Genomic DNA, 22,990 nt, shown 5'->3' on the forward strand with positions numbered 1-22,990 from the left:
ATTCTATTACGCTGGCCCCTTTGACCAGGAGCGCGCTATGCTACGCGTAATCGATACAGAAACCTGCGGACTGCAGGGCGGCATCGTAGAGATCGCCTCTGTCGATATTGTCGATGGCCAGATAACCAATCCGATGAGCCATCTGGTCCGCCCCGATCGCCCTATCAGCCCGCAGGCGATGGCCATTCATCACATCACCGAAGAGATGGTCGCCGGCCAGCCGTGGATTGAAGAGATTGTCCCGCACTATTTGGGCAGCCCGTGGTACGTCGCCCACAACGCCAGCTTTGACCGGCGGGTGTTGCCGGAGATGCACGGCGACTGGATTTGCACCATGAAGCTGGCGCGCCGCCTGTGGCCGGGGATTAAATACAGCAACATGGGGCTTTATAAGTCGCGCAAGCTGAACGTCGCCACGCCCGCCGGCCTGCACCACCACCGCGCGCTGTATGACTGCTATATCACCGCCGCGCTGCTGCTTGATATTATCAACGTCTCCGGCTGGTCGCCTGACGATATGGCGACCATCACCGGCCGTCCGGCGCTGTTGACCACCTTTACCTTTGGTAAGTATCGCGGCAAGCCGGTGGCGGAAGTGGCGGAAAACGATCCGGGCTATCTTCGCTGGCTGTTCAACAACCTGGATCGGATGAGCCCCGAGCTGCGCTTAACCCTCAAGCACTATCTCGGGGACTAAGCGCCCGACTTAGACGTCGGCCTGGCCTGGCAGCGTGCCCTGCGCCAGGCCTATCAGAAACGCGTACTCGAGAGCCACGCCCTCATAGCTTTTAAAACGCCCTGATTTCCCGCCGTGCCCTGAGTCCATATCGGTACACAGCAGCAGCAGGTTATCGTTCGTCTTCAGCTCACGCAGCTTCGCGACCCATTTTGCCGGTTCCCAGTACTGTACCTGGGAGTCGTGTAGCCCGGTGGTCACCAGCATATGCGGATAGGCCTGAGCCGTTACGTTATCGTAGGGGCTGTAGCCCTTCATATAGCGATAATAGGTCTCATCCTGCGGGTTGCCCCACTCTTCAAACTCCCCGGTCGTTAGCGGAATGGACTCGTCGAGCATGGTGGTGAGCACGTCAACAAAGGGGACCTGCGCCACCACGCCGTGAAACAGCTCCGGGCGCTGGTTGATAGCCACGCCCATTAGCATCCCGCCGGCGCTGCCGCCCATACCGTAGCACAGCTGCGGGTCGCCGTAGCCCTGCTTGAGCAGCGCATCGCAGACGTCGAGGTAATCGTTGAAGGTATTGTTCTTACAAAGAAACTTGCCGTCTTCGTACCACTGCTGCCCCAGCTCGCCGCCGCCGCGCACGTGGGCGATGGCGAAAACGAAGCCGCGGTCGAGCAGGCTCAGGCGACTGGCGCTGAAATCCGCATCCTCGCTGGCGCCGTAGGACCCGTAAGCGTAGACCAGCAGCGGGCTGGCGCCGTGGCGGAAATATTCGTGTCGGTAGACCAGCGAGACCGGAACCTCCACGCCGTCACGGGCCTGAATCCACAGATGCTCGCTGCGGTAATGGCTGGCATCGAAACCTTTGACCTCCTGCTGCTTGAGAACGCGGCGTTCACCGGTATCCATATCCAGCTCAAACAGCGTATCAGGCGTGGTCATCGAGGAGTAGCCGTAGCGTAAGCGCGCGGTTTCCGGCTCCGGATTATAGGCAAGCCAGGTGACGTAGGCCGGGTCATCGAAGGCAATCCCCACCGCTTCCCGGGTCTTGCGGTTGATCTGCCGCAGGCTGGTAAGCCCGTGCTGACGCTCCTCCACCACCAGCCAGTCGGTAAACAGCGTAAAGCCTTCCAGCATCACGTCATCGCGCGGCGGGATCAGAGCCTGCCACTGCGGCTCGTCGCGCTGATGCGTGAGGTAGAGGCCAAAGTTTTTGCCTTCACGATTTGAGCGCAGGTAGAAAGCGTGCTGATAGTGATCGAGGCTGTATTCATGATCTTTGCGCCGCGGCAGAAAGCACACCGGCTCGGCGTCGGGCATTTCAGCATTCAGCAGCCGCACTTCGCTGGTGGTCGCGCTGGCAAGGTAGATAACCACGAACTGCTGCGAGGTGGTCTTGTGCACGCTGACGTAAAAGGTTTCATCCTGCTCTTCGTACACCAGCACGTCCGCATCCGTCGGGGTGCCGACGGTATGTCGCCAGACCTGATACGGCAGCAGCGTAGTGGGGTGTTTACGGACGTACCACAGCGTGCATGAATCGTTGCTCCAGGCGAATTCCGGGGAGACGTTCTCCAGCACTTCGGGATACCAGCTGCCGTCGGAGAGGTTGCACAAACGCAGGCTGTACTGCCGCCGGGAGAGGTAATCTTCCGCCAGCGCCATCAGCGCGTTGTCCGGGGAGATCCCCAGCCCGCCGAGAGTGTAGAACTCGCTTTTCGCCGCTCGCTGATTGCTATCTAGCAGCAGATCCCACGGGTCCCACTCCTCTTTCAACACCGACTGGCGCTGGTAAATGGCGTATTCGCAGCCCGGCTCATAGACCTGACGATAGCGATAGCCATTTTTACTGTAAGGCGCGGAGACTTCGCGCTGGGGGATGCGATCGATGATCTCCTTCAGCACCCGGTCCTGCAGGCTGCGCTGGGTCTCCATCACCGCTTTGCCGTAGGCATTCTCCTCGCGCAGATACTCCAGAACCGCCGGCTGCGCGCGCTCGTCATCACGTAGCCAGAAGTAGTTATCAATACGCGTATCGCCATGTAAGGCCATAGCGTGGGGGATCCGTTTCGCTTTTGGTAGCATCTCTTTGTTCTTCTTCGGCTTAATTTATGCGCACAACGTTAATCGACGCGCGTCCGGACGGCAAGACAAGAAATCTTCCCGGCATCAATCGCTCTGTCCGAAGGGTTGAAAACGGCCACGGCGCTGTGACGCCCGGCCGCGGGGCAACCGCGGGTGAGATAACGCCGGAGAGAGGGTCATCTCCGGCCTGCGCGAGGTCAGGCTAAGAGATGACTGGTATATAAAGGGTGGCAAAAGTCGCCGGCGATGCAAGCGGAACGTGATGATTTAAGAGGAAAGAGCCTGCTTTTGTGCCTGAATATCCTGTTCGATCTCAGCGCGCACCTCCGCAGGGATCTTCAGCGCGTCGCCCAGCGCGTTGAGGTAGCTGCGCTCCATAAAGTGGTCGATATCAATCACCGCGCAGCTCAGATAGTAGACCTCCAGCGCGTCCTGCTCGCTGCTGATGCCCTGCGCCAGCCGCTGCGGATCGAGGGGCTGGGTGAGCGCGCGATCGATAAGCACCCGTCCCTGCACGTCGATATTGGCCGCGCGCAGCTGCTCTTCGATGCTCGCCCGCTCGTTTTCATCAATATGCCCGTCGCTTTTGGCCGCAAAAACCAGCGCCTGAATCAGCCGCTCGCTGCGGGCATCAGGCTCAGGTGCAGCCGGAACCTGCCCGGCCGGCTGCGGCTGTGGCGAAGCGGCGCGCATCTTCTGCTGATACTTGTTCCACAGCACGCTTCCTGCCACCGCGCCGCCGCCAACCAGCAGCGCGCTGGTGCCGTATTTCGCCAGCAGCTTACGCGACGATTTACTGGCGACCAGCAGCCCCGCCAGGCCGCCCAGCGCGCCGGGCAGCAGCAGATTTTTACCGCCAGAGCGATCGTCAGATGAAGAAGATTGACCCTGCTGACCCAGCAGAGACTGAAGTTGATTAAGCCAGTTAGCCATGATTTCCTCGTTGCACAATAGGCGTTGTCATCAGCCTAAACGACGAGATGTCAGGAAATGTTATCCATGGCTAAAGATGCGCAAATTCCGGGTGGCTCAGGCCTCTTTCACCTTACGCGGTTTGGCCACCGCTTTTTCCGCCGCGCCGTCGTCTATGCCGTCGTCCGCGCTGGCGCTGATGGCGCCATCGCTGGCGTCAGACGACGCCTGCTCTTCGTCATCCCCCTGCCCGGCGGCTTGCTCCTCCGCTTCGGGGAGTTTTCCGGACTTCATAATGTGATGTAAGGTGTCTTTACGCTCTGCCAGCCACATAGCCATTTCGTCACGCTGGGCTTCATCAAGCGTTAGCGGGCAGTCTACCAGCCAGTCGTTAAGGACCTCGGCAAGATCGAGCATTTTGTCGTAAGCATCGGCCTCTTTTTTGCTGGTAAAAGACATTTTTTCCTCACCTTCGCGAATCACCACATATTTGATTTCAACCGCCATTGTGCAGCCCCTTCTTTATACTGTGTTTATATACAGTATAGCAAATTTAGGGCCAGGACTCAACTCACGCGCATAAAGACAGACGCAAACGTTTTCGTTTATACTGCGGCGCATGTTTTTTTACTGCGGAAGAGAGTCATGACTGTATTAGGCACAGCGCTGCGCCCTGCGGCGACGCGAGTTATGCTGTTAGGTTCCGGCGAGCTGGGTAAGGAAGTCGCCATCGAGTGTCAACGTCTGGGCATTGAGACCATCGCCGTCGATCGCTACCCTGACGCGCCGGCCATGCAGGTTGCGCACCGTTCGCATGTCGTTAACATGCTGCACGGCGATGCCCTGCGCGCCCTAATTGAACAAGAAAAACCCGACTTTATCGTGCCGGAAATTGAAGCCATCGCCACCGATACGCTGGTCGAACTGGAGCAGTGTGGGCAAAAAGTCGTTCCCACCGCGCGGGCCGCAAAGCTAACCATGAACCGCGAAGGCATTCGCCGCCTGGCCGCTGAAGAGCTGCAGCTCCCAACCTCATCCTATCGTTTTGCCGACAGTGAAGCCGCCTTTAACGACGCGGTGAGCGAAATTGGCCTGCCGTGTATCGTCAAGCCGGTGATGAGCTCTTCCGGCAAAGGACAAAGCTTTATCCGCCGTCACGAACAGCTGGCCGAAGCGTGGCAGTACGCCCAGCAGGGCGGCCGCGCCGGCGCCGGTCGCGTTATTGTCGAGGGCGTAGTGAACTTCGATTTTGAAATCACCCTGCTCACCGTCAGCGCGGTCGACGGCGTGCACTTCTGCGCCCCGGTCGGCCACCGTCAGGAAGACGGCGACTACCGCGAATCCTGGCAACCCCAGCAGATGAGCGAGCTGGCGCTGGCGCGCGCGCAGGAGATTGCCCGCAACGTGGTGCTGGCGCTCGGCGGCTACGGCCTGTTCGGCGTCGAGCTGTTCGTGTGCGGTGATGAGGTGATTTTTAGCGAAGTCTCGCCGCGTCCGCACGATACCGGAATGGTCACGCTCATTTCGCAGGATCTGTCGGAGTTCGCCCTCCACGTCCGCGCCTTCCTCGGCCTGCCGGTAGGGGCGATTCGCCAGTATGGCCCGGCGGCTTCGGCGGTGATCCTGCCGCAGCTCACCAGCCGCGACGTCACCTTCGGCAACCTGCAGGCCGCGGTCGGCGCGGGCCTGCAGGTGCGCCTGTTCGGTAAGCCGGAAATTGACGGCTCCCGTCGCCTGGGCGTCACGCTGGCGGTGGCGGAGAGCGTGGATGAGGCGGTGGCGCGCGCCAAAGCCGCGGCGTCAGCGGTGGTGGTTGAGGGATAAAAAAACCCGGTAGCGTTGCCGCTTACCGGGTCAGAAACTGAGGCGCGGAAATTACTTCGCGCCTTCTACCGCTTCACGAGCCAGAGTGGTGATGCGGTCGTAATCGCCTGCTTCCAGCGCATCCGCCGGTACCAGCCATGAACCGCCGATACACAGAACGCTGTTCAGCGCCAGGTAGTCGCGGTAGTTAGCCGGAGAGATCCCGCCGGTCGGGCAGAAACGAATGTGGGCGAACGGACCGCCAATCGCCTGCAGCGCCTTCACGCCGCCGTTGGCTTCAGCCGGGAAGAATTTAAACTCTTTCAGGCCGTACTGCATGCCCAGCATCAGCTCGGATACGGTGCTGATACCCGGGATCAGTGGAATCGTCCCCTCTTCAGTTGCCGCCTTGAGCAGAGAATCGGTCAGGCCCGGGCTGATCGCAAACTGCGCTCCCGCCTCGGTCACTTCTTTCAGCTGTGCCGCGTTAGTTACGGTACCGGCGCCGACAATCGCGTCCGGGACTTCTTTAGCGATAGCGCGGATGGCATCCAGCGCGCATTCGGTGCGCAGGGTCACTTCCAGTACGCGTACGCCGCCTGCAACCAGCGCTTTTGCCATCGGCACGGCGTGTTCCAGCTTTTTCACCACGATCACCGGGACAACCGGGCCGGAGGTGAGGATTGCTTCTGCAGTTGTTTTCCAGTTTTTCATCAGAGTTTCTCTCTCGCCAGATCTACAAAATGTATGGTCTTAAAAAGTGATGCAGGTTGCGCCCTGTTCGGCTCCGGAGAGTTTCTCCCGCAGCGCAGAGAACATTTCACGACCGGTCCCGACGCGCGAACCGCTCAGGTCAGGAATATGCGGCTGCCGCGCGGCCAGTTCGGCATCGTCCACCAGCAGCGTCAGCTCGCCGGTTTGGCCGTTGACGCGGATGATATCGCCATCGCGGACCTTCGCCAGCAGCCCGCCGTCGTAGGCTTCAGGCGTGACGTGGATGGCTGACGGAACTTTGCCTGATGCGCCAGAGAGTCGCCCATCGGTGACTAGCGCTATTTTGAAACGGCGGTCCAATAATACACCAAGTGGCGGCATAAGTTTATGTAATTCTGGCATGCCGTTCGCTTTTGGCCCCTGATGACGAACCACCACCACGCAATCTTTGTCCAGCATCCCGGCCTCAAAAGCAGGCAGCACGTCGTGCTGGCTCTCAAAAATAACCGCCGGCGCTTCGATAACCTGGTTTTCCACCGGTACCGCCGAGGTTTTCATCACCGCGCGGCCAAGGTTGCCGCTCAGGACTTTGGTGCCGCCGTGGCGAGAGAACGGCTTGTCGAAGGTCGCGATAACCTGGTCGTCGAGCGGTGCGCTTGCCCCTTCACGCCAGTCCAGCTCGCCGTTGTTCAGCCATGGCTCCATGGTGTAATGCGACAGCCCAAAGCCGGCCACGGTGTTGACATCTTCGTGCAGCAGCCCGCCTTTCAGCAGTTCGCGGATCAGCACCGGCACGCCGCCTGCAGCCTGGAAGTGGTTGATATCCGCCGGACCGTTCGGATAGAGGCGCGCCAGCAGCGGCACCACGTCCGACAGATCGGAGAAGTCATCCCAGTTGATGATGATGCCCGCGGCGCGCGCCATGGCCACCAGGTGCATCGTATGGTTTGTTGAGCCGCCGGTCGCCAGCAGCGCCACGATGCCGTTAACCACCACTTTCTCATCGAACATTTTGCCCAGCGGCATCCACTCGTTGCCGTTGCCGGTCAGGCGGGTGACCTGGCGCGCGGCGGCGACGGTCAGCGCTTCGCGCAGTTCGGCATCCGGATGCACGAACGAGGAGCCCGGGAGCTGCATGCCCATAAACTCCACCACCATCTGGTTGGTGTTAGCCGTGCCGTAGAACGTACAGGTGCCCGGCGCGTGGTAAGAGGCGGCTTCGGACTCCAGCAGCGCCATGCGATCGACCTTACCTTCAGCGTACAGCTGGCGAATACGCACCTTCTCTTTATTCGCCAGACCGCTGGCCATCGGGCCGGACGGAATGAAGACGGACGGCAGATGACCAAAGGAGAGCGCGGCCATCGTCAGGCCGGGGACGATTTTGTCGCAGACGCCAAGGTACAGCGCGCCGTCGAACATATTGTGCGACAGGCCGATGGCCGCAGACATGGCGATCACTTCCCGGCTCAGCAGCGAGAGCTCCATGCCGTCCTGCCCCTGCGTGACCCCGTCGCACATCGCCGGCACGCCGCCGGCAACCTGGCCAACCGCGTTCACCGAATGCAGCGCCTTGCGGATGATATTTGGATAGGACTCATAGGGCTGATGCGCGGACAGCATGTCGTTATAGGAGGTGATGATGGCAATATTGTTACGCAGCATGCTCTTCAGCGAGGCTTTATCATCCGACTGACAGGCAGCAAAACCGTGGGCCAGATTACCGCACGCCAGCTGGGCGCGATGGACGGTATCCGTTTTGGCCTGGTTAATCCGTGCGAGGTAGGCAGCACGGGTATCGCGCGACCGTTCGATAATGCGATTTGTTACCCGTAACATTGTCGAATTCATAAAGGCTCCTAAAAATTTATCTGTCCGGCCGCGGCATTTTTACGATGTCAGAAGATGTAAAAGGCACCAATGCTGCAGCTCAGAGGCAAAATGTCTGCCCGCAGTGTAATAAAAAAAGCTCCGGGGGTGAATCCTCCCGGAGCTTAAAAGATTAAAAATTATGCGACTTTCTGCGTCAGATCATGTTACCGGTAAAATAACACCTCCGGATAACGAGCGCTTACTCGAATTCGTTCCACGAACGCCCGTCGCGGGTGATCATCGCCACCGAGGCAACCGGTCCCCAGGTCCCCGCCTGATAAGGCTTCGGCGCATCGCGGTCGGCGGCCCAGGCTTCGGTAATGGAGTCAACCCACTTCCACGCCTCTTCCACCTCATCCCGGCGCACGAACAGCGCCTGGATCCCACGCATGGTTTCCAGCAGCAGACGCTCGTAGGCGTCGGCGAGGTGCGTTTGATTGAAGGTTTCCGAGTAGCTCAGATCCAGCTTGGTGATCTGCAGATTATGCTTGTGGTCAAGGCCCGGCACTTTGTTGAGCACCTGGATATCGACGCCTTCATCCGGCTGCAGGCGAATGGTCAGCTTGTTCTGCGGCAGCTCCTGCCAGTTCTCTTTGAACAGGTTCAGCTCCGGCGTCTTGAAGTAAACCACGACTTCAGAGCATTTGGTCGGCAGACGTTTACCGGTACGCAGGTAGAACGGCACGCCGGCCCAGCGCCAGTTGTCGATATCAACGCGGATCGCCACGAAGGTTTCGGTATTGCTGGATTTGTTCGCGCCCTCTTCTTCAAGGTAGCCCGGCACTTTTTTACCCTGTGCAAAGCCCGCGGTGTACTGGCCACGTACCGTTTTCTCACGCACGTTGGCGCGATCGATACGACGCAGCGACTTCAGGACCTTAACTTTCTCATCGCGGATGCTATCTGCGCTGAGGTCCGACGGCGGGGACATGGCTATCATGCAGAGGATCTGCAGCAGGTGGTTCTGGATCATGTCGCGCATCTGCCCGGCCTGATCGAAGTAGCCCCAGCGTCCTTCAATACCCACCTCTTCCGCTACGGTTATCTCAACGTGATCGATGGTGCGGCAGTCCCAGTTATTGACGAACAGTGAGTTGGCGAAGCGCAGCGCCAGCAGGTTGAGGACCGTTTCTTTACCGAGATAGTGGTCGATACGATAAACCTGGCACTCTTCAAAGAATTCACCGACCTGGTCGTTGATCTCGCGGGAAGTGTCAAGAGAGGTTCCCAACGGTTTTTCCATCACCACGCGCGCCGGCTTAGCGTTCAACTTCGCTTCGCCAAGGCCTTTGCAGATGGCGCCAAAGGTGCTTGGCGGCATGGCAAAGTAGTTGATGGTGACGCGATTTTTCTGGTCAAGCATTTTGCCCAGACGGGTAAAAGCTTTGGTGTCGTTAACATCAAGATTGCAGAACTCCAGGCGCCCGCTCAGGGTATCCCACAGCGCTTCATCAATCTTTTCCTTCATGAAGGTTTCCAGCGCTTCACGAACTACCTTGGTGTAAGCATCTTTATCCCAGTCAGCGCGTCCGACCCCGATGATGCGGGTATCCGGGTTGATCTGGCCAGCCTTCTCAAGCTGATACAGGGAAGGCAACAATTTACGACGCGCCAGGTCACCCTTCGCGCCGAAAATGACCAGATCGCATGCCTGGGCCGTTTGCGTTACCGCCATGTCATTCTCCTCAGTTGATAGTCTGGTGCTTATGCCAGGCTATAATTTGTAATTTTCTTACACTGCACTGTACTGTGTTTACGATTTTCCCGAAAGCCTCAGCCCCCCTTTCCAGGCGCTAAACCGCACGAGGAGAAAACTTCAGGCGACAATTTGGGCAGACGGCTAATATTGTTCGTTGTTTCGACCGGTTATCAGTTAATAAAATACGACTCTGATCATGTAATGAAAAAAAACAACATTTTTTTAGGTCATTCCTCCCCGCTGACGATTGCGGAGGGGTATATTCTTGCTAAAACGCCTGATGATTTCACCCATTAATGAAATCGCTTCCATTGATGAGCGCCTTGTTACCATGAATATGCTGGAAAAAATTCAGTCCCGGCTGGAACACCTTAGCAAATCCGAACGCAAAGTGGCCGAGGTCATTCTTGCGGAGCCCGCGCAGGCCATCCACTCAAGCATTGCCGCGCTCGCCCTGGAAGCCGGCGTCAGCGAACCCACCGTCAACCGCTTTTGCCGCAGCCTTGAAACCCGCGGCTTCCCTGATTTTAAACTGCATCTGGCGCAAAGTCTGGCGCACGGCACCCTCTATGTTAACCGCAATGTCGATGAAGACGACAGCGTAGAGTCTTACACCGGAAAAATTTTCGAGTCCGCGATGGCCAGTTTAGATCAGGTCCACCATTCTCTCGATATGTCCGCGGTTAATCGAGCCGTCGATCTTTTAACCCAGGCGAAAAAAATCGCCTTCTTCGGCCTCGGCTCCTCGGCCGCCGTGGCCCATGACGCGATGAATAAATTTTTTCGTTTCAACGTGCCGGTAATCTACTCCGATGACATTGTCCTGCAACGCATGAGCTGTATGAACTGCAATGATGATGACGTGGTGGTGATAATCTCCCACACCGGCAGAACGAAAAGTCAGGTTGAGCTGGCGCAGCTGGCCCGTGAAAACGATGCCATGGTTATCGCAATCACCTCGGCGGGAACGCCGCTGGCGCGCGAAGCAACGCTCTCCATTACGCTTGATGTTCCCGAAGATACCGATATTTATATGCCGATGGTCTCGCGCCTCGCCCAGCTGACCCTCATCGACGTGCTGGCTACCGGCTTTACCCTGCGCCGCGGCGCAAAATTCAGAGATAACTTGAAGAGGGTCAAGGAAGCGTTGAAAGAATCGCGTTTTGATAAAGAACTGCCCGTACACAGCGACAACCCATAAAACCAGATAATAAGTAGTGACCCATTACACCTTCGGTTACGTTTCAGCATAGCAATTTTACCGGCTGGAACGACCGATTCCATGTTCACGCAACACCAAAGTTGTTTTAGTCAACGGAGTATTACATGTCCAGAAGGCTTCGCAGAACCAAAATCGTTACCACCTTAGGCCCGGCAACCGACCGCGACAACAACCTGGAAAAGGTAATCGCTGCAGGCGCTAACGTCGTACGTATGAACTTCTCTCACGGTACCCCGGAAGATCATCAGATTCGCGCGGATAAAGTCCGCGTCATCGCGGCCAGACTGGGCCGCCACGTGGCCATCCTCGGCGACCTGCAGGGGCCGAAAATTCGCGTATCGACCTTCAAAGAAGGCAAAATTTTCCTCAATATCGGCGATAAATTCCTGCTGGACGCCGAGCTTGGCAAAGGCGAAGGCGACAAAGAAAAAGTCGGTATTGACTATAAAGGGCTGCCGGCGGACGTCGTGCCTGGCGATATCCTGCTGCTTGACGATGGCCGCGTTCAGCTGAAAGTGCTGGAAGTTCAGGGCCTGAAGGTGTTCACCGAAGTCACCGTCGGCGGCCCGCTGTCCAACAATAAGGGCATCAACAAGCTGGGCGGCGGCCTCTCCGCCGAAGCGCTGACCGAAAAAGACAAAGCCGACATCCTCACCGCAGCAAAAATTGGTGTCGACTATCTGGCCGTCTCCTTCCCGCGCTGTGGGGAAGATCTGAACTACGCTCGCCGCCTGGCGCGTGAAGCGGGCTGCGACGCGAAGATCGTGGCGAAAGTGGAACGTGCGGAAGCCGTTTGCGATCAGGACGCGATGGACGACGTTATTCTCGCCTCCGACGTCGTAATGGTCGCCCGTGGCGATCTGGGCGTCGAGATCGGCGATCCGGAGCTGGTGGGTATTCAGAAGGCCCTGATCCGCCGCGCCCGTCAGCTGAATCGTTCGGTCATCACCGCCACCCAGATGATGGAGTCGATGATCACCAACCCGATGCCGACTCGTGCAGAAGTCATGGACGTAGCCAACGCCGTGCTGGACGGCACCGATGCGGTGATGCTTTCTGCTGAAACCGCAGCCGGCCAGTATCCGTCGGAAACCGTTGCCGCTATGGCCCGCGTCTGCCTCGGCGCGGAAAAAATCCCTAGCCTCAACGTCTCCAAACACCGTCTGGACATTCAGTTCGACAACGTGGAAGAAGCGATTGCCATGTCGGCGATGTATGCCGCGAACCACCTGAAAGGTGTAACCGCTATCATCACCATGACCGAATCCGGCCGCACCGCGCTGATGACCTCGCGCATCAGCTCCGGCCTGCCGATTTTTGCCCTCTCCCGTCATGAACGTACTCTGAACCTGACCGCGCTGTACCGCGGCGTGACGCCGGTTCATTTTGACAGCACCAACGATGGCGTTGCCGCCGCTCACGATGCGGTAAACCTGCTGCGTGATAAAGGCTATCTGGTCTCTGGCGACCTCGTTATCGTCACCCAGGGCGACGTGATGAGCACCATCGGTAGCACCAACACCACGCGTATCCTGACCGTCGAATAGGCCATCGCGCTACCGACCACGCGTACTAAATACCTGCCGGCGTAACGTCGGCAGGTATTTTTTTATCCCGGCTGTGCACGGGCGCTCGCCGGGCAAAGGCATCACACCACCCAGTTCATCAGCAGCGTGGCGGCAATCACCGTCGACGCCCCGCCGATACGGGTCGCAATCTGTGCAAACGGCATCAGCGACATTCGGTTAGAGGCCGACAGGATCGCAACGTCTCCGGTTCCGCCGAGGCCGCTATGGCAGCTGGTGACGATCGCCGCTTCCACGGGGTACATATTGAGACGTGAGGCAATAAAGAACCCGCTCAGTGCCATGGCAATAACAATCGACCCGCACACCACCACGTATCCGACGGAGAATACCGCGACCACGCTTTCCAGCGGCACGTACAGCATCCCAAGCCCGATCATCAGCGGCCATACCAGCGCCGCGGAGACAAATTTGTAGCAGCTGTAGGCACCGACCTCCATCGCCGCCGGGATCGCTTTGGTATATTTACAAATGACGGCGGCAAGGATCATCAGCACCGGGCCGGGAATATGCACCAGCTTCTCCAGTAGCCCGCCGACGATGAAAAAGGCGCAAATCATCAGCAGCCCGCCGCCCATCAGCTGAAAGTCGGTTTGCTGCGGGCCCTGGGCCTGAGTGAAGACGCTGTTATCCTCATGGCTGCGGATCAGCATCCCGCTTCCGGACAGCTCGGGGCGACGAACGCCCAGCCTCGCCAGTACTCCGGCGCAAATAATCGCAAAGATGTTGCCGACGACCGCCGCCGGAGCCAGCTGCGCAACGTAGACGTCGGGGGTTTGCCCAAGGATCGCCGAATAGGCCAGCGAAAGCGGGAGAATGCCCTCGCCGATCCCTCCGCCGATGATCGGCACGATAATAAAGAAAAAGGTGTGGTACAGACTGTAGCCAAACAGCGTCCCCACCAGCAGGCCGGTGAGGATGGCGACAACCGTCCCGACAACCAGCGGGACAAACATTCTGACCATCCCCTGAATCAGGATCACCCGATTCATCCCCAGGATGCTGCCCACCACCAGGCAGGCAATAACGAAATAAAGCAGATTGGCTTCTTTCATCAGCAGATGCACCGTCGCCAGGGTGTGCGGGGCAAACATTTCAAAGTAGACCAGCGCCGAAGGCACCATCAGGCACAGTATCGCCGGGCCACCGATATCTTTCAGTACCGGGACCATGCGGCCGATTTTGGCAAACGCAAAGCCCAGGGTCATAATCACCGCCAGGCCACCGATCATATTTTTTGGCAATACGTTGGCATAGGCGGCAATGGCCACAACGATCGCTATACCGACGAACAGCACCAGCGGAACGGACCCCACTTCCGCATTCCCCAGAATTCTGAGCGCGGGTCGGGCAGGCAGTGAATTTTCAATAGGATGATTTAGTGAATTATTTTCCATCTTTCACCTGACTTTTTATAAATAGCTATGTAGGGGCACAAATAACAGCAACGTTATTCAACCAGAATAAAATGAGAATAAAATAGTACACGAGCGTATTGAGCCTAAAAAAAGTAGCACAGCCATTGAACATAAAAAAGCCATGCGCCATTTTGCGTGGTGGTTTTGTGATTGACCTTGAATCTCAACTTTAAGTAATTTAAGTCGGCCTTTTGTAATTAAAATTATCACGGCGAGTATTTTTAATCACCCTCAATGAAAACATCGGGTTACCTGCCATCCTATATTTGTAAGTAAAGTCCTCGGCGTAAAAGTATTTAAAGAAAACAGACTGTGATTTCTATCACCCTGCGGCGCACGAGGGATTGTTAGATTAAAAAAACAGTAGCCGTAGACCATACTTTATCAGGACATCTTATGCCTTCACTATTATTACAATCACTGTTCCCGCTGGTGTTTATCATGCTGCTCGGATGGATCAGCGGCAAGCTCGGCTATACCCGCCGAGAAGATGCCACGGTTTTAGCGACCGTGGTTATTCGCTTCGCCCTGCCCTTTCATCTCTTTATTGGCGCCTTAAACACCAACCCCGATAAAATTAAAAACTTTACTTTTATGGCAGTGCTGGTTATTGGCCTGATGGGCTCTTATTTTCTGACCCTGCTGCTTTCGCGCTACGTGTTCCGCCACGATATCAAGACCAGCGCGATCCAGTCCCTGGTCTGCTCGTTCCCCGACATGGCCTATTTTGGCGCGCCCGTGCTGGCGGTGCTTATCGGGCCGGAAGGCTTCCTTGGCGTGCTGATCGGCAATCTCATCACCAGCGTGTTTATGATCCCGCTGACGATTATCCTTATTCGCCTCGGCGATAAAAACGCCGCGCCGCAGGGGTCGGAGCTGAACCCCGTCATGCTGATATGGCAAAACCTGATGAAGGCGGTCAGAAATCCGATTGTCTGGATCCCGATATTAGGCGTCCTGTTAAGCCTTGCCGGAATAAAGCTGCCGCACCTCCTGAGCGCCCCGATTGAAATGGTCGGTAAAATTGCCGGCGGCCTCTCCCTGTTTGCCCTCGGCCTGCTGTTTTACGGCGAACGCCCGGCGTTAAATCGTCAGGTATTTACCAATATCGGAATTAAGAACCTGATTCAACCGGGAATGATGGCGGCGGCCGGGCTGGCGCTGGGTCTGAGCCATAGCCTAATGCAGCAGGTTATTATTATCGGCGCCACCCCATCCGCCATTGCCGCCGGAATGTTTGCCCTGCGCAGCGATACCTATATTGAATCAGCATCCTCATCGATTTTAATCGGCACCGCTCTCGGCGTGGTGACGGAGGGCATAATGATCTATTTAATTTCCTAAATTATGGCCGGCGGTCTCCGCGCTATTAATTAGCTCTAAATTTTTTGATCGGTATTTTTGCATAATACATATTCAGGAGTAACCCATGTTAAACCAGGACACTATTTACACTCCCTATAACGGCTCCGTATTACTGGAAAACCCGTTACTTAATAAAGGGCTGGCATTTACCGACGGCGAACGCGATGCCTTTGGCCTGCACGGTTTTCTGCCGCAAAAGGTGGAAACAATTGAGGAGCAAACGGCAAGAGCCTGGGAACAGTTTTGTCAGTTTAAACGCGATATTTCACGCCACGTCTATCTGCGCAATATTCAGGATACTAACGAGACCTTGTTTTATAACGTTCTGCGCACGCATATGACCGATACCCTGCCGATCGTCTATACCCCGACGGTCGGCGAAGCCTGTGAACACTTTTCGGAAATTTATCGCCGCGCCAGGGGCCTGTTTATTTCCTGGCCGGACCGCCACCAAATTGATGAGATGCTGCAAAGCTTCTCGCGCAACGATATCCGGGTCATCGTTGTCACCGACGGCGAGCGCATTCTCGGCCTCGGTGACCAGGGCGTTGGCGGGATGGGGATCCCGATTGGCAAACTTTCGCTCTACACCGCCTGCGGCGGTATTCATCCGGCCTCTACCCTGCCGATCATGCTCGACGTTGGCACCAACAACGCGCAGCTGATCGACAATCCGCTCTATATGGGCTGGCGCCACCCGCGCATCGACGACGACAGCTACCTCGAGTTTATGGATATGTTTATTGAAGCGGTGAAGCGCCGCTGGCCTGACGTGCTGCTGCAGTTCGAAGATTTTGCCCAAAAGAACGCCACCCGCCTCCTGCAACGCTATCGCGATCGGCTGTGCTGCTTCAACGATGATATTCAGGGTACTGCCGCCGTGACAACGGGTACCCTCATCGCGGCCGCCCAGGCGGCCGGCAGCCGCTTATGCGATCAGCGCGTGGTCTTCTTAGGCAGCGGCTCCGCGGGCTGCGGTATCGCGGAAAAGATCGTGGCGATGATGGTCGATGAGGGGCTGTCCGAGCACGAGGCCCGCGACCGGGTGTTTATGGTCGATCGCTGCGGCCTGCTGACGGACGCGATCCCCGAGCTGCTCGATTTCCAGCAAAAGCTGGTCACCTCCCGACACAGCATTGCCCACTGGGAGGTCGACACCGGCCCCGTCTCGCTGCTCGACGTTGTGCGCCATGCGCATCCGACGGTACTGATCGGCGTTTCAGGGCAGCCCGGTCTGTTCAGCGAAGAGATTGTCAAAGAGATGCACCGGCACTGCGCCCGCCCGATTATCATGCCGCTCTCGAACCCAACCTCTCGCGCCGAGGCCCAGCCAGCGGATCTGATCGCCTGGACGGAAGGAGCCGCGCTGGTCGCCACCGGCAGCCCCTTTGCCCCGGTGGTTTACGCGGGTAAAACCTACGATATTGCCCAATGCAATAACGCCTATATCTTCCCGGGCCTCGGGCTCGGCGTGCTGGCCGGCAAGGTCGAGCGGATAACGGAAAAGATGCTCACCGCCGCAAGCCGCACCCTGGCCGCTCACTCCCCGCTGGCAGCGGCGGAAAGCGGCGGGCTGCTGCCGCCGGTGGCGGAGATCGAGACGATATCGCGCGCCATTGCCCTGGCTATCGCGAAGGTCGCCCAGCAGGAGGGCGTGGCTCCGCAGCTCAGCGAAGAACAGCTGCTTGCCCGCATCGAACAAACCTACTGGCAGGCGTGCTACACCGCCTATAAACGCTCATCGTTCTGAAAAAACGGGTCCGGCTGGTAATGTGATATCCGGGAGGCAGATAGCCTCCCGGCCTTAAGAGAGGCCTGAGTGATAAATGTCCTTATTATCGATGACGATCCGATGGTCGCTGAGCTAAACCGCCTGTTTCTCAGCCGGCTTAGCGGCTTTTGCTGCTGCGGTATCGCCCCGACCCTCGGCGAAGCGCAGCGCATCATCAGCGAACGGCCGCAGGGCATTGACCTGATCCTGCTCGATGTTTACATGCATAAGGAAAATGGCCTGGACCTGCTGCCGGCGCTGCGCCGGTCGGCGCATGATATTGACGTCATCATGATCACCTCCGCCGCCGACGCGCTCACCGTGCAGAGCGCAATGCACTACGGGGTGGTGGATTACCTCATCAAGCCCTTCCAGTTCTCCCGCTTTGAAGAGGCGCTGATCGCCTGGAGCCACAAGCGTAGCCAGCGCCACACCACGTCATGTTACCAGCAGTCGGACATTGACGACCTGCTCAATCACGCTTCGCGGCAGCGCGCGGAGAGCCGTCGCCTTCCAAAAGGGCTGACCGCCGAAACGCTGCGCACGGTGTGTCGCTGGATAGGCGCGCATCCTGAAGCCGAGTTTTCAACCAATGAGCTGGCGGCGCAGCTGGATATTTCCCGAGTATCCTGTCGCAAGTATCTGCTGTGGCTGGCGCAGATCGATATTCTGCACACCAGCAACCACTACGGCGCCACCGGGAGACCGGAGTACCGCTATCGGCTGATTGTGGAGCATGACTCACTGCTTAAACAATTTAGCCACTGACGCGTCGGCGTACAGTGGCTAAATAATCGTTACCTTGAGCGGCAGGCAGCGCTATTTCTTCTTCGGAAAGAGCTCTTTGCGCTTATAGGGTTCGATTTCGCCGGGTTTGCGGGTCTTCAGCAGCTTGAGGATCCAGGTGTACTGCTCGGTATGCGGCTTGACGAAAATTTCCACCTCTTCGTTCATCCGCCGGGCAATCGTATTGTCATCGGCCTCCAGCAGGTCGTCCATCGGCGGGCGTACCAGCACCGTCAGACGATGGGTTTTGCCATCATAGACCGGGAACAGCGGAACTACCCGCGCCCGACAGACCTTCATCAGGCGGCCGATAGCCGGCAGCGTGGCTTTGTAGGTGGCAAAGAAATCCACGAACTCGCTGTGCTCCGCGCCGTGATCCTGATCGGGCAGATAGTAGCCCCAGTAGCCCTGACGCACCGACTGGATAAACGGCTTGATGCCGTCATTGCGCGCGTGCATGCGCCCGCCAAAGCGGCGGCGGACGGTATTCCACACGTAATCAAATACCGGGTTGCCCTGATTATGGAACATCGCCGCCATTTTTTGTCCGCCGGACGCCATCAGCATAGCCGGGATATCCACGCCCCAGGCGTGCGGCACCAGGAAGATCACCTTCTCGTTATTACGCTGCATCTCGTCGATGATCTCTTTTCCCTGCCACTCGACGCGGGAAAGAATGCGCTGCGGATCGCGCAGGCCCAGCTCTGCCATCATGACCATCGCCTGAGGCGCAGAGGCGTACATCTCATCAATAATCGCTTCGCGCTCCTGCTCGCTCTTTTCCGGGAAACAGTACAGCAGGTTTATCTGCGCGCGGCGGCGCGAGCTTTTGGCCAGCCTGCCGACAAAGCGCCCCAGCTTGCCGAGAATCGGATCGCGGAACGACGGGGGCGTCAGCGCAATCCCCGCAAAAGCAATAACGCCCAGCCACGCGCCCCAGTAGCGCGGGAGTAAAAAGGATTTCTCAAATTTTGGAATAAACTCAATATTATTTTTTTTCGTTTCCATGCCCGATCCGCAAAAATGGTGCTGAATAAAGATAAGGAGATACTTAAGGCTATAGTTTAGCGACACGTTGGGGAAGGTACAAAAGAAAAAGCCGGCGCGCGCTGGCACCGGCTTTTAATAACAGCGCGTTAGTCGAATCGCAGCTGCGGCATGACTTCTTTCACCTGCGCCAGATAATCCGTGCGGTCGGAACCGCTCAGCCCTTCCGTACGCGGCAGTTTCGCCGTCAGCGGGTTGACCGCCTGCTGGTTAATCCATACTTCATAATGCAGATGTGGCCCGGTAGAGCGGCCGGTATTGCCCGACAGCGCAATGCGATCACCGCGCTTCACCTTCTGCCCGGGTTTCACCAGCAGCTTACGCAGGTGCATATAGCGGGTGGTGTAGGTACGGCCGTGGCGCACGGCAACGTAGTACCCCGCCGCGCCGCTGCGTTTGGCCACCACCACCTCGCCGTCACCGACGGAAAGTACCGGTGTGCCCTGCGGCATCGCGAAGTCTACGCCGCGGTGTGGCGCGACGCGCCCGGTCACCGGATTGAGGCGGCGCGGGTTAAAGTTTGACGATACGCGGAACTGGCGCGCGGTGGGGAAGCGCATAAAGCCCTTCGCCAGGCCGGTACCGTTACGATCGTAGAACTTGCCGTCTTCGGCACGAATGGCGTAGTAATCCTTGCCGTCTGAACGTAAACGCACGCCCAGCAGCTGGCTCTGCTCCCGCTTGCCGTTAAGCATTTCGCGCGACATCAGCACCGAGAACTCGTCGCCCTTTTTCAGCTTGCGGAAGTCCATCTGCCACTGCATGGCTTTAATAACCGCGCTGACTTCGGTACTGGTAAGGCCCGCGTTACGCGCGCTGGAGACGAAGCTGCCGCCAACGGTGCCTTTCAGCACGTTGTTGACCCAGTCCCCTTCCTGCAGCTCGCTGCTCATCTTGAAGCCGTTACCCACGCGATTATAGGTGCGGGTTTCGCGACGGGACATTTCCCAGGTCAGGCTTTGCAGATCGCCATCCGCCGTCAGGCTCCATGAGAGCTGTTGGCCAATCTTAAGGTTGCGCAGCTCTTTATCAGCGGTCGATAAAAGGGAGATATCGCCCATTTCGATACCGTACTGATTGAGGATGCTGCTGAGCGTATCGCCGGTTGATACGACGTACTCATGGCCGCCTGAATCGCCGTCGGCCTTATCGTCCAGCTCGTCCTGAGGGATAGCTTCTTCCTCCTGCGCGGCCTGATCGATAGGTTCAGAGGCTTCCGGCAGCAGGGAACGGATTTCGCTTTTTTCCAGCTCAATCGTTCTGACGATAGGGGCTGATTCGTGGTGGTAGATGTACGGTCGCCAGACGGCGACCGCTAAGGTTAGAACGCTCAACGACCCCAGCATTACGCGGTGAGGTCGTGGCAAATTGTTAAATGCCTGAGTGACAGCGCGGGCTATCTGTTGCACGTATTCACTTCCTCGTTAATCTCCTTTCAGGCAGCTCGAATACTGGTTCGCCAGCTGGTTCAGGAACTGCGGATAACTTTCTTTACCCAGCTTAATTCCTGTACCCAGCGGATCGAGGGTTCCCATGCGCACGGAGGTACCTCTGGCAACAGCTTCTATAACGGCTGGCCTGAACTGTGGCTCAGCAAAAACGCAGGTCGCTTTTTGCTCAACCAGCTGTGTTCTGATTTCGTGTAAACGCTGCGCACCAGGCTGAATTTCAGGGTTGACGGTGAAATGACCAAGCGATGTCAGACCGTAGTGTTTTTCAAAGTAGCCGTAGGCGTCATGAAAAACGAAATACCCTTTTCCTTGCAGCGGTGCCAGCTCGTGACTCACCTGTTTATCGGTCGAGGCTAATTTTGCCTCAAACTCCTTCAGGTTAGCGTCAAGTTTGGCTCGACTCTGCGGCATAAGTTCCAATAATTTATCGTGGATTGCAACCGCCGAAAGCCGTGCTATCTCTGGGGATAACCACAGATGCATGTTGTATTCGCCGTGATGGTGATCGTCGTCACTTTTTCCACCTGCAGCATGGTCGTGGCCGTCGTGGTCATCGTCATCGTCCGCGCCTTTCATGAGCAGCGGTTTCACGCCGTCAAGCTGGGCGATCGTCACCTTTTTGTTGGGCGCAATGCTTTGCGTTGACTTATCCATAAAGGCTTCCATCTCAGGGCCAATCCACACCACTAAGTCTGCGTTCTGTAAGCGTTTTGCATCTGAAGGGCGCAGAGAATAGTCGTGCTCGGAGGCGCCATCTGGCAGCAGTACCTGGGTGTCAGTGACCCCGTCAGCGATAGCGGAAGCGATAAAGCCAAGAGGTTTCATTGAGGCAACCACGGCGGCATTCGCCGCGGAGGTCTGGGTGAACAAAAAAACGGCGCTAAGTCCAGCGCAAAGAAGCGTATTTTTATGTAACATAATGCGTCTAATCGTCGTAATGAATGAGAAAGATGTGATATTATAACATTCACTAGCTTGTGCAACCCTTAATTTGACATGACAAATCTTGTAACTTTGCAAAACGTCTCGGTGGCCTTCGGCCAGCGGCGCGTGCTGTCTGACATTTCGCTCACGCTTAAGCCAGGCAAAATTTTGACCTTACTCGGCCCGAACGGCGCCGGTAAATCCACGCTTGTACGGGTCGTTCTCGGACTGGTAGCACCAACTGACGGTGTTATCAAACGAGAGGGAAAGCTGCGCATTGGCTATGTCCCACAAAAATTACACCTCGATGCCACGATGCCGCTCACCGTCAGCCGCTTTTTACGCCTGCGTCCGCAGACGCGTAAGCAGGATATTCTGCCGGCGCTGAAGCGTGTCCAGGCCGGACATCTTATCGATGCCCCGATGCAGAAACTCTCCGGAGGCGAAACGCAGCGCGTGCTGCTCGCGCGGGCGCTGTTAAATCAGCCGCAGCTGCTGGTGCTTGATGAGCCGACGCAGGGCGTCGACGTCAACGGCCAGGTGGCGCTGTATGACCTGATCAACCAGCTGCGCCAGGAGCTTAACTGCTCGGTGCTGATGGTCTCCCACGACCTGCACCTGGTGATGGCGAAAACCGATGAAGTGTTGTGCCTGAATCAGCATATCTGCTGCTCCGGCACGCCGGAAGTGGTCTCGATGCACCCGCAGTTTATCTCAATGTTCGGCCAGCGCGGCGCGGAACAGCTGGGTATTTATCGTCACCATCATAATCACCGCCACGACCTACAGGGGCGGATTGTACTGCGTCGGGGAAATGACCGCTGATGATTGAACTACTGTTACCCGGCTGGCTGGCCGGGGTGATGCTCGCCTGCGCCGCAGGCCCGCTGGGCTCGTTTGTCGTCTGGCGCCGAATGTCCTATTTTGGCGATACCCTCGCCCACGCCTCGCTGCTCGGCGTCGCTTTTGGCCTGCTGCTCAACGTCAACCCCTTCTACGCCGTTATCGCCATCACGCTGCTGCTGGCGGGCGGGTTGGTATGGCTGGAGAAGCGCCCTCACCTCGCCATCGATACGCTGCTGGGGATTATGGCCCATAGCGCGCTGTCGCTGGGCCTGGTGGTGGTCAGCCTGATGTCGAACGTCCGCGTCGACCTGATGGCCTACCTGTTTGGCGATCTGCTGGCGGTGACGCCGGAGGACCTGATCTCAATCGCCATTGGCGTGGCAATTGTGCTGGCCATTTTGCTCTGGCAGTGGCGCAACCTGCTGTCGATGACGATCAGTCCCGACCTGGCGTTCGTTGACGGCGTGAAGCTGCAGCGGGTGAAGCTGCTGCTGATGCTGGTCACCGCCCTGACTATCGGCGTGGCGATGAAGTTTGTCGGGGCGCTGATCATCACCTCGCTGCTGATCATCCCCGCCGCCACGGCGCGCCGCTTTGCGCGTACGCCGGAGCAGATGGCGGCTATCGCCGTTGGCATCGGGGCGATCGCGGTAACCGGTGGACTGACCTTCTCGGCGTTCTACGACACGCCGGCCGGCCCGTCGGTGGTGCTGTGCGCTGCGGTGCTGTTTATCTTCAGCATGATGAAGAAAGCGGCCGCCTGAGCACTCTGACTCTTCTTCCGGTAGCGCTGCGCTAAGCAGGGCT

18 protein-coding genes and 1 pseudogene are annotated in these 22,990 nt (G+C 57.5%); 9 read left to right on the plus strand and 10 right to left on the minus strand.

Going from position 1 to position 22,990, the window contains the following annotated elements; genetic code table 11:
* The first annotated feature begins 37 nt into the window (after positions 1-37).
* A complete protein-coding gene (gene exoX, locus M2416_RS20420) occupies positions 38-697 on the plus strand; it encodes an exodeoxyribonuclease X (protein ID WP_259226433.1) in 660 nt (219 codons plus the stop codon).
* Positions 698-706: 9 nt separating this feature from the next.
* Here exoX and ptrB read toward each other — a convergent pair whose 3' ends face one another.
* The 3 genes from ptrB to M2416_RS20435 all read right to left on the minus strand — a co-directional run bounded on the left by ptrB (position 707) and on the right by M2416_RS20435 (position 4,186).
* A complete protein-coding gene (gene ptrB, locus M2416_RS20425) occupies positions 707-2,767 on the minus strand; it encodes an oligopeptidase B (RefSeq protein WP_259226434.1) in 2,061 nt (686 codons plus the stop codon).
* Between the two features lie 267 nt (positions 2,768-3,034).
* On the minus strand, positions 3,035-3,700 hold the full coding sequence (locus M2416_RS20430) for a tellurite resistance TerB family protein (protein ID WP_259226435.1): 666 nt from the start codon (positions 3,698-3,700) through the stop codon (positions 3,035-3,037).
* A 96-nt stretch (positions 3,701-3,796) separates the two neighbouring features.
* Positions 3,797-4,186 carry a YebG family protein gene (locus M2416_RS20435; RefSeq protein ID WP_259226436.1) on the minus strand — a complete coding sequence of 130 codons (390 nt, stop codon included), beginning with the start codon at positions 4,184-4,186 and terminating at the stop codon, positions 3,797-3,799.
* 138 nt (positions 4,187-4,324) lie between these two features.
* Here M2416_RS20435 and purT point away from each other — a divergent pair, with 138 nt between their 5' ends.
* Positions 4,325-5,503: a formate-dependent phosphoribosylglycinamide formyltransferase gene (gene purT / locus M2416_RS20440; protein ID WP_123551612.1), complete on the plus strand. Its 1,179-nt coding sequence runs from the start codon at positions 4,325-4,327 to the stop codon at positions 5,501-5,503.
* A gap of 51 nt (positions 5,504-5,554) precedes the next feature.
* On the opposite strand, the gene M2416_RS20445 is transcribed toward purT, so the two are convergent.
* The 3 genes from M2416_RS20445 to zwf all read right to left on the minus strand — a co-directional run bounded on the left by M2416_RS20445 (position 5,555) and on the right by zwf (position 9,743).
* Positions 5,555-6,196 carry a bifunctional 4-hydroxy-2-oxoglutarate aldolase/2-dehydro-3-deoxy-phosphogluconate aldolase gene (locus M2416_RS20445; protein WP_041146225.1) on the minus strand — a complete coding sequence of 214 codons (642 nt, stop codon included), beginning with the start codon at positions 6,194-6,196 and terminating at the stop codon, positions 5,555-5,557.
* Between the two features lie 39 nt (positions 6,197-6,235).
* The gene (gene edd, locus M2416_RS20450) at positions 6,236-8,047 is read right to left on the minus strand and encodes a phosphogluconate dehydratase (RefSeq protein ID WP_041146226.1); all 1,812 of its coding nucleotides are present in this window, start codon (positions 8,045-8,047) and stop codon (positions 6,236-6,238) included.
* Positions 8,048-8,267: 220 nt separating this feature from the next.
* Positions 8,268-9,743, minus strand: coding sequence for a glucose-6-phosphate dehydrogenase (zwf, locus tag M2416_RS20455; protein ID WP_041146227.1), 1,476 nt, complete (start codon positions 9,741-9,743; stop codon positions 8,268-8,270).
* 320 nt (positions 9,744-10,063) lie between these two features.
* On the opposite strand from zwf, the pseudogene M2416_RS20460 reads away from it, so the two are divergent.
* Together M2416_RS20460 and pyk are read left to right on the plus strand one after the other, a co-directional pair.
* Positions 10,064-10,968: pseudogene (locus M2416_RS20460) on the plus strand (MurR/RpiR family transcriptional regulator).
* 125 nt (positions 10,969-11,093) lie between these two features.
* Positions 11,094-12,536: a pyruvate kinase gene (gene pyk, locus M2416_RS20465; RefSeq protein WP_041146228.1), complete on the plus strand. Its 1,443-nt coding sequence runs from the start codon at positions 11,094-11,096 to the stop codon at positions 12,534-12,536.
* 101 nt (positions 12,537-12,637) lie between these two features.
* Here pyk and M2416_RS20470 read toward each other — a convergent pair whose 3' ends face one another.
* On the minus strand, positions 12,638-13,972 hold the full coding sequence (locus M2416_RS20470) for a 2-hydroxycarboxylate transporter family protein (RefSeq protein WP_259226437.1): 1,335 nt from the start codon (positions 13,970-13,972) through the stop codon (positions 12,638-12,640).
* Between the two features lie 417 nt (positions 13,973-14,389).
* Between M2416_RS20470 and M2416_RS20475 the strand changes: the two genes are divergently transcribed.
* The 3 genes from M2416_RS20475 to dcuR all read left to right on the plus strand — a co-directional run bounded on the left by M2416_RS20475 (position 14,390) and on the right by dcuR (position 17,897).
* A complete protein-coding gene (locus M2416_RS20475) occupies positions 14,390-15,337 on the plus strand; it encodes an AEC family transporter (protein ID WP_259226438.1) in 948 nt (315 codons plus the stop codon).
* An 85-nt stretch (positions 15,338-15,422) separates the two neighbouring features.
* On the plus strand, positions 15,423-17,108 hold the full coding sequence (locus M2416_RS20480; protein WP_259226439.1) for an NAD-dependent malic enzyme: 1,686 nt from the start codon (positions 15,423-15,425) through the stop codon (positions 17,106-17,108).
* Between the two features lie 69 nt (positions 17,109-17,177).
* Positions 17,178-17,897 carry a two-component system response regulator DcuR gene (dcuR, locus tag M2416_RS20485; protein ID WP_259226440.1) on the plus strand — a complete coding sequence of 240 codons (720 nt, stop codon included), beginning with the start codon at positions 17,178-17,180 and terminating at the stop codon, positions 17,895-17,897.
* Between the two features lie 51 nt (positions 17,898-17,948).
* On the opposite strand, the gene lpxM is transcribed toward dcuR, so the two are convergent.
* The 3 genes from lpxM to znuA all read right to left on the minus strand — a co-directional run bounded on the left by lpxM (position 17,949) and on the right by znuA (position 21,331).
* Complete coding sequence (lpxM, locus tag M2416_RS20490) at positions 17,949-18,923, minus strand: lauroyl-Kdo(2)-lipid IV(A) myristoyltransferase (protein ID WP_076947327.1); 975 nt, start codon at positions 18,921-18,923, stop codon at positions 17,949-17,951.
* A gap of 128 nt (positions 18,924-19,051) precedes the next feature.
* Positions 19,052-20,371, minus strand: coding sequence for a murein DD-endopeptidase MepM (gene mepM, locus M2416_RS20495; RefSeq protein ID WP_041146234.1), 1,320 nt, complete (start codon positions 20,369-20,371; stop codon positions 19,052-19,054).
* Positions 20,372-20,386: 15 nt separating this feature from the next.
* On the minus strand, positions 20,387-21,331 hold the full coding sequence (znuA, locus tag M2416_RS20500) for a zinc ABC transporter substrate-binding protein ZnuA (RefSeq protein ID WP_259226441.1): 945 nt from the start codon (positions 21,329-21,331) through the stop codon (positions 20,387-20,389).
* Between the two features lie 78 nt (positions 21,332-21,409).
* Here znuA and znuC point away from each other — a divergent pair, with 78 nt between their 5' ends.
* A complete protein-coding gene (gene znuC / locus M2416_RS20505) occupies positions 21,410-22,162 on the plus strand; it encodes a zinc ABC transporter ATP-binding protein ZnuC (protein WP_041146236.1) in 753 nt (250 codons plus the stop codon).
* Positions 22,162-22,947, plus strand: coding sequence for a zinc ABC transporter permease subunit ZnuB (gene znuB, locus M2416_RS20510; RefSeq protein ID WP_128877823.1), 786 nt, complete (start codon positions 22,162-22,164; stop codon positions 22,945-22,947). Before znuC ends, znuB begins: the two co-directional genes overlap by 1 nt.
* Positions 22,948-22,990: the final 43 nt, after the last annotated feature.

Origin of the sequence: Klebsiella sp. BIGb0132, from assembly GCF_024810075.1 — a bacterium.
In the GTDB taxonomy this organism is placed as follows: domain Bacteria; phylum Pseudomonadota; class Gammaproteobacteria; order Enterobacterales; family Enterobacteriaceae; genus Klebsiella; species Klebsiella terrigena.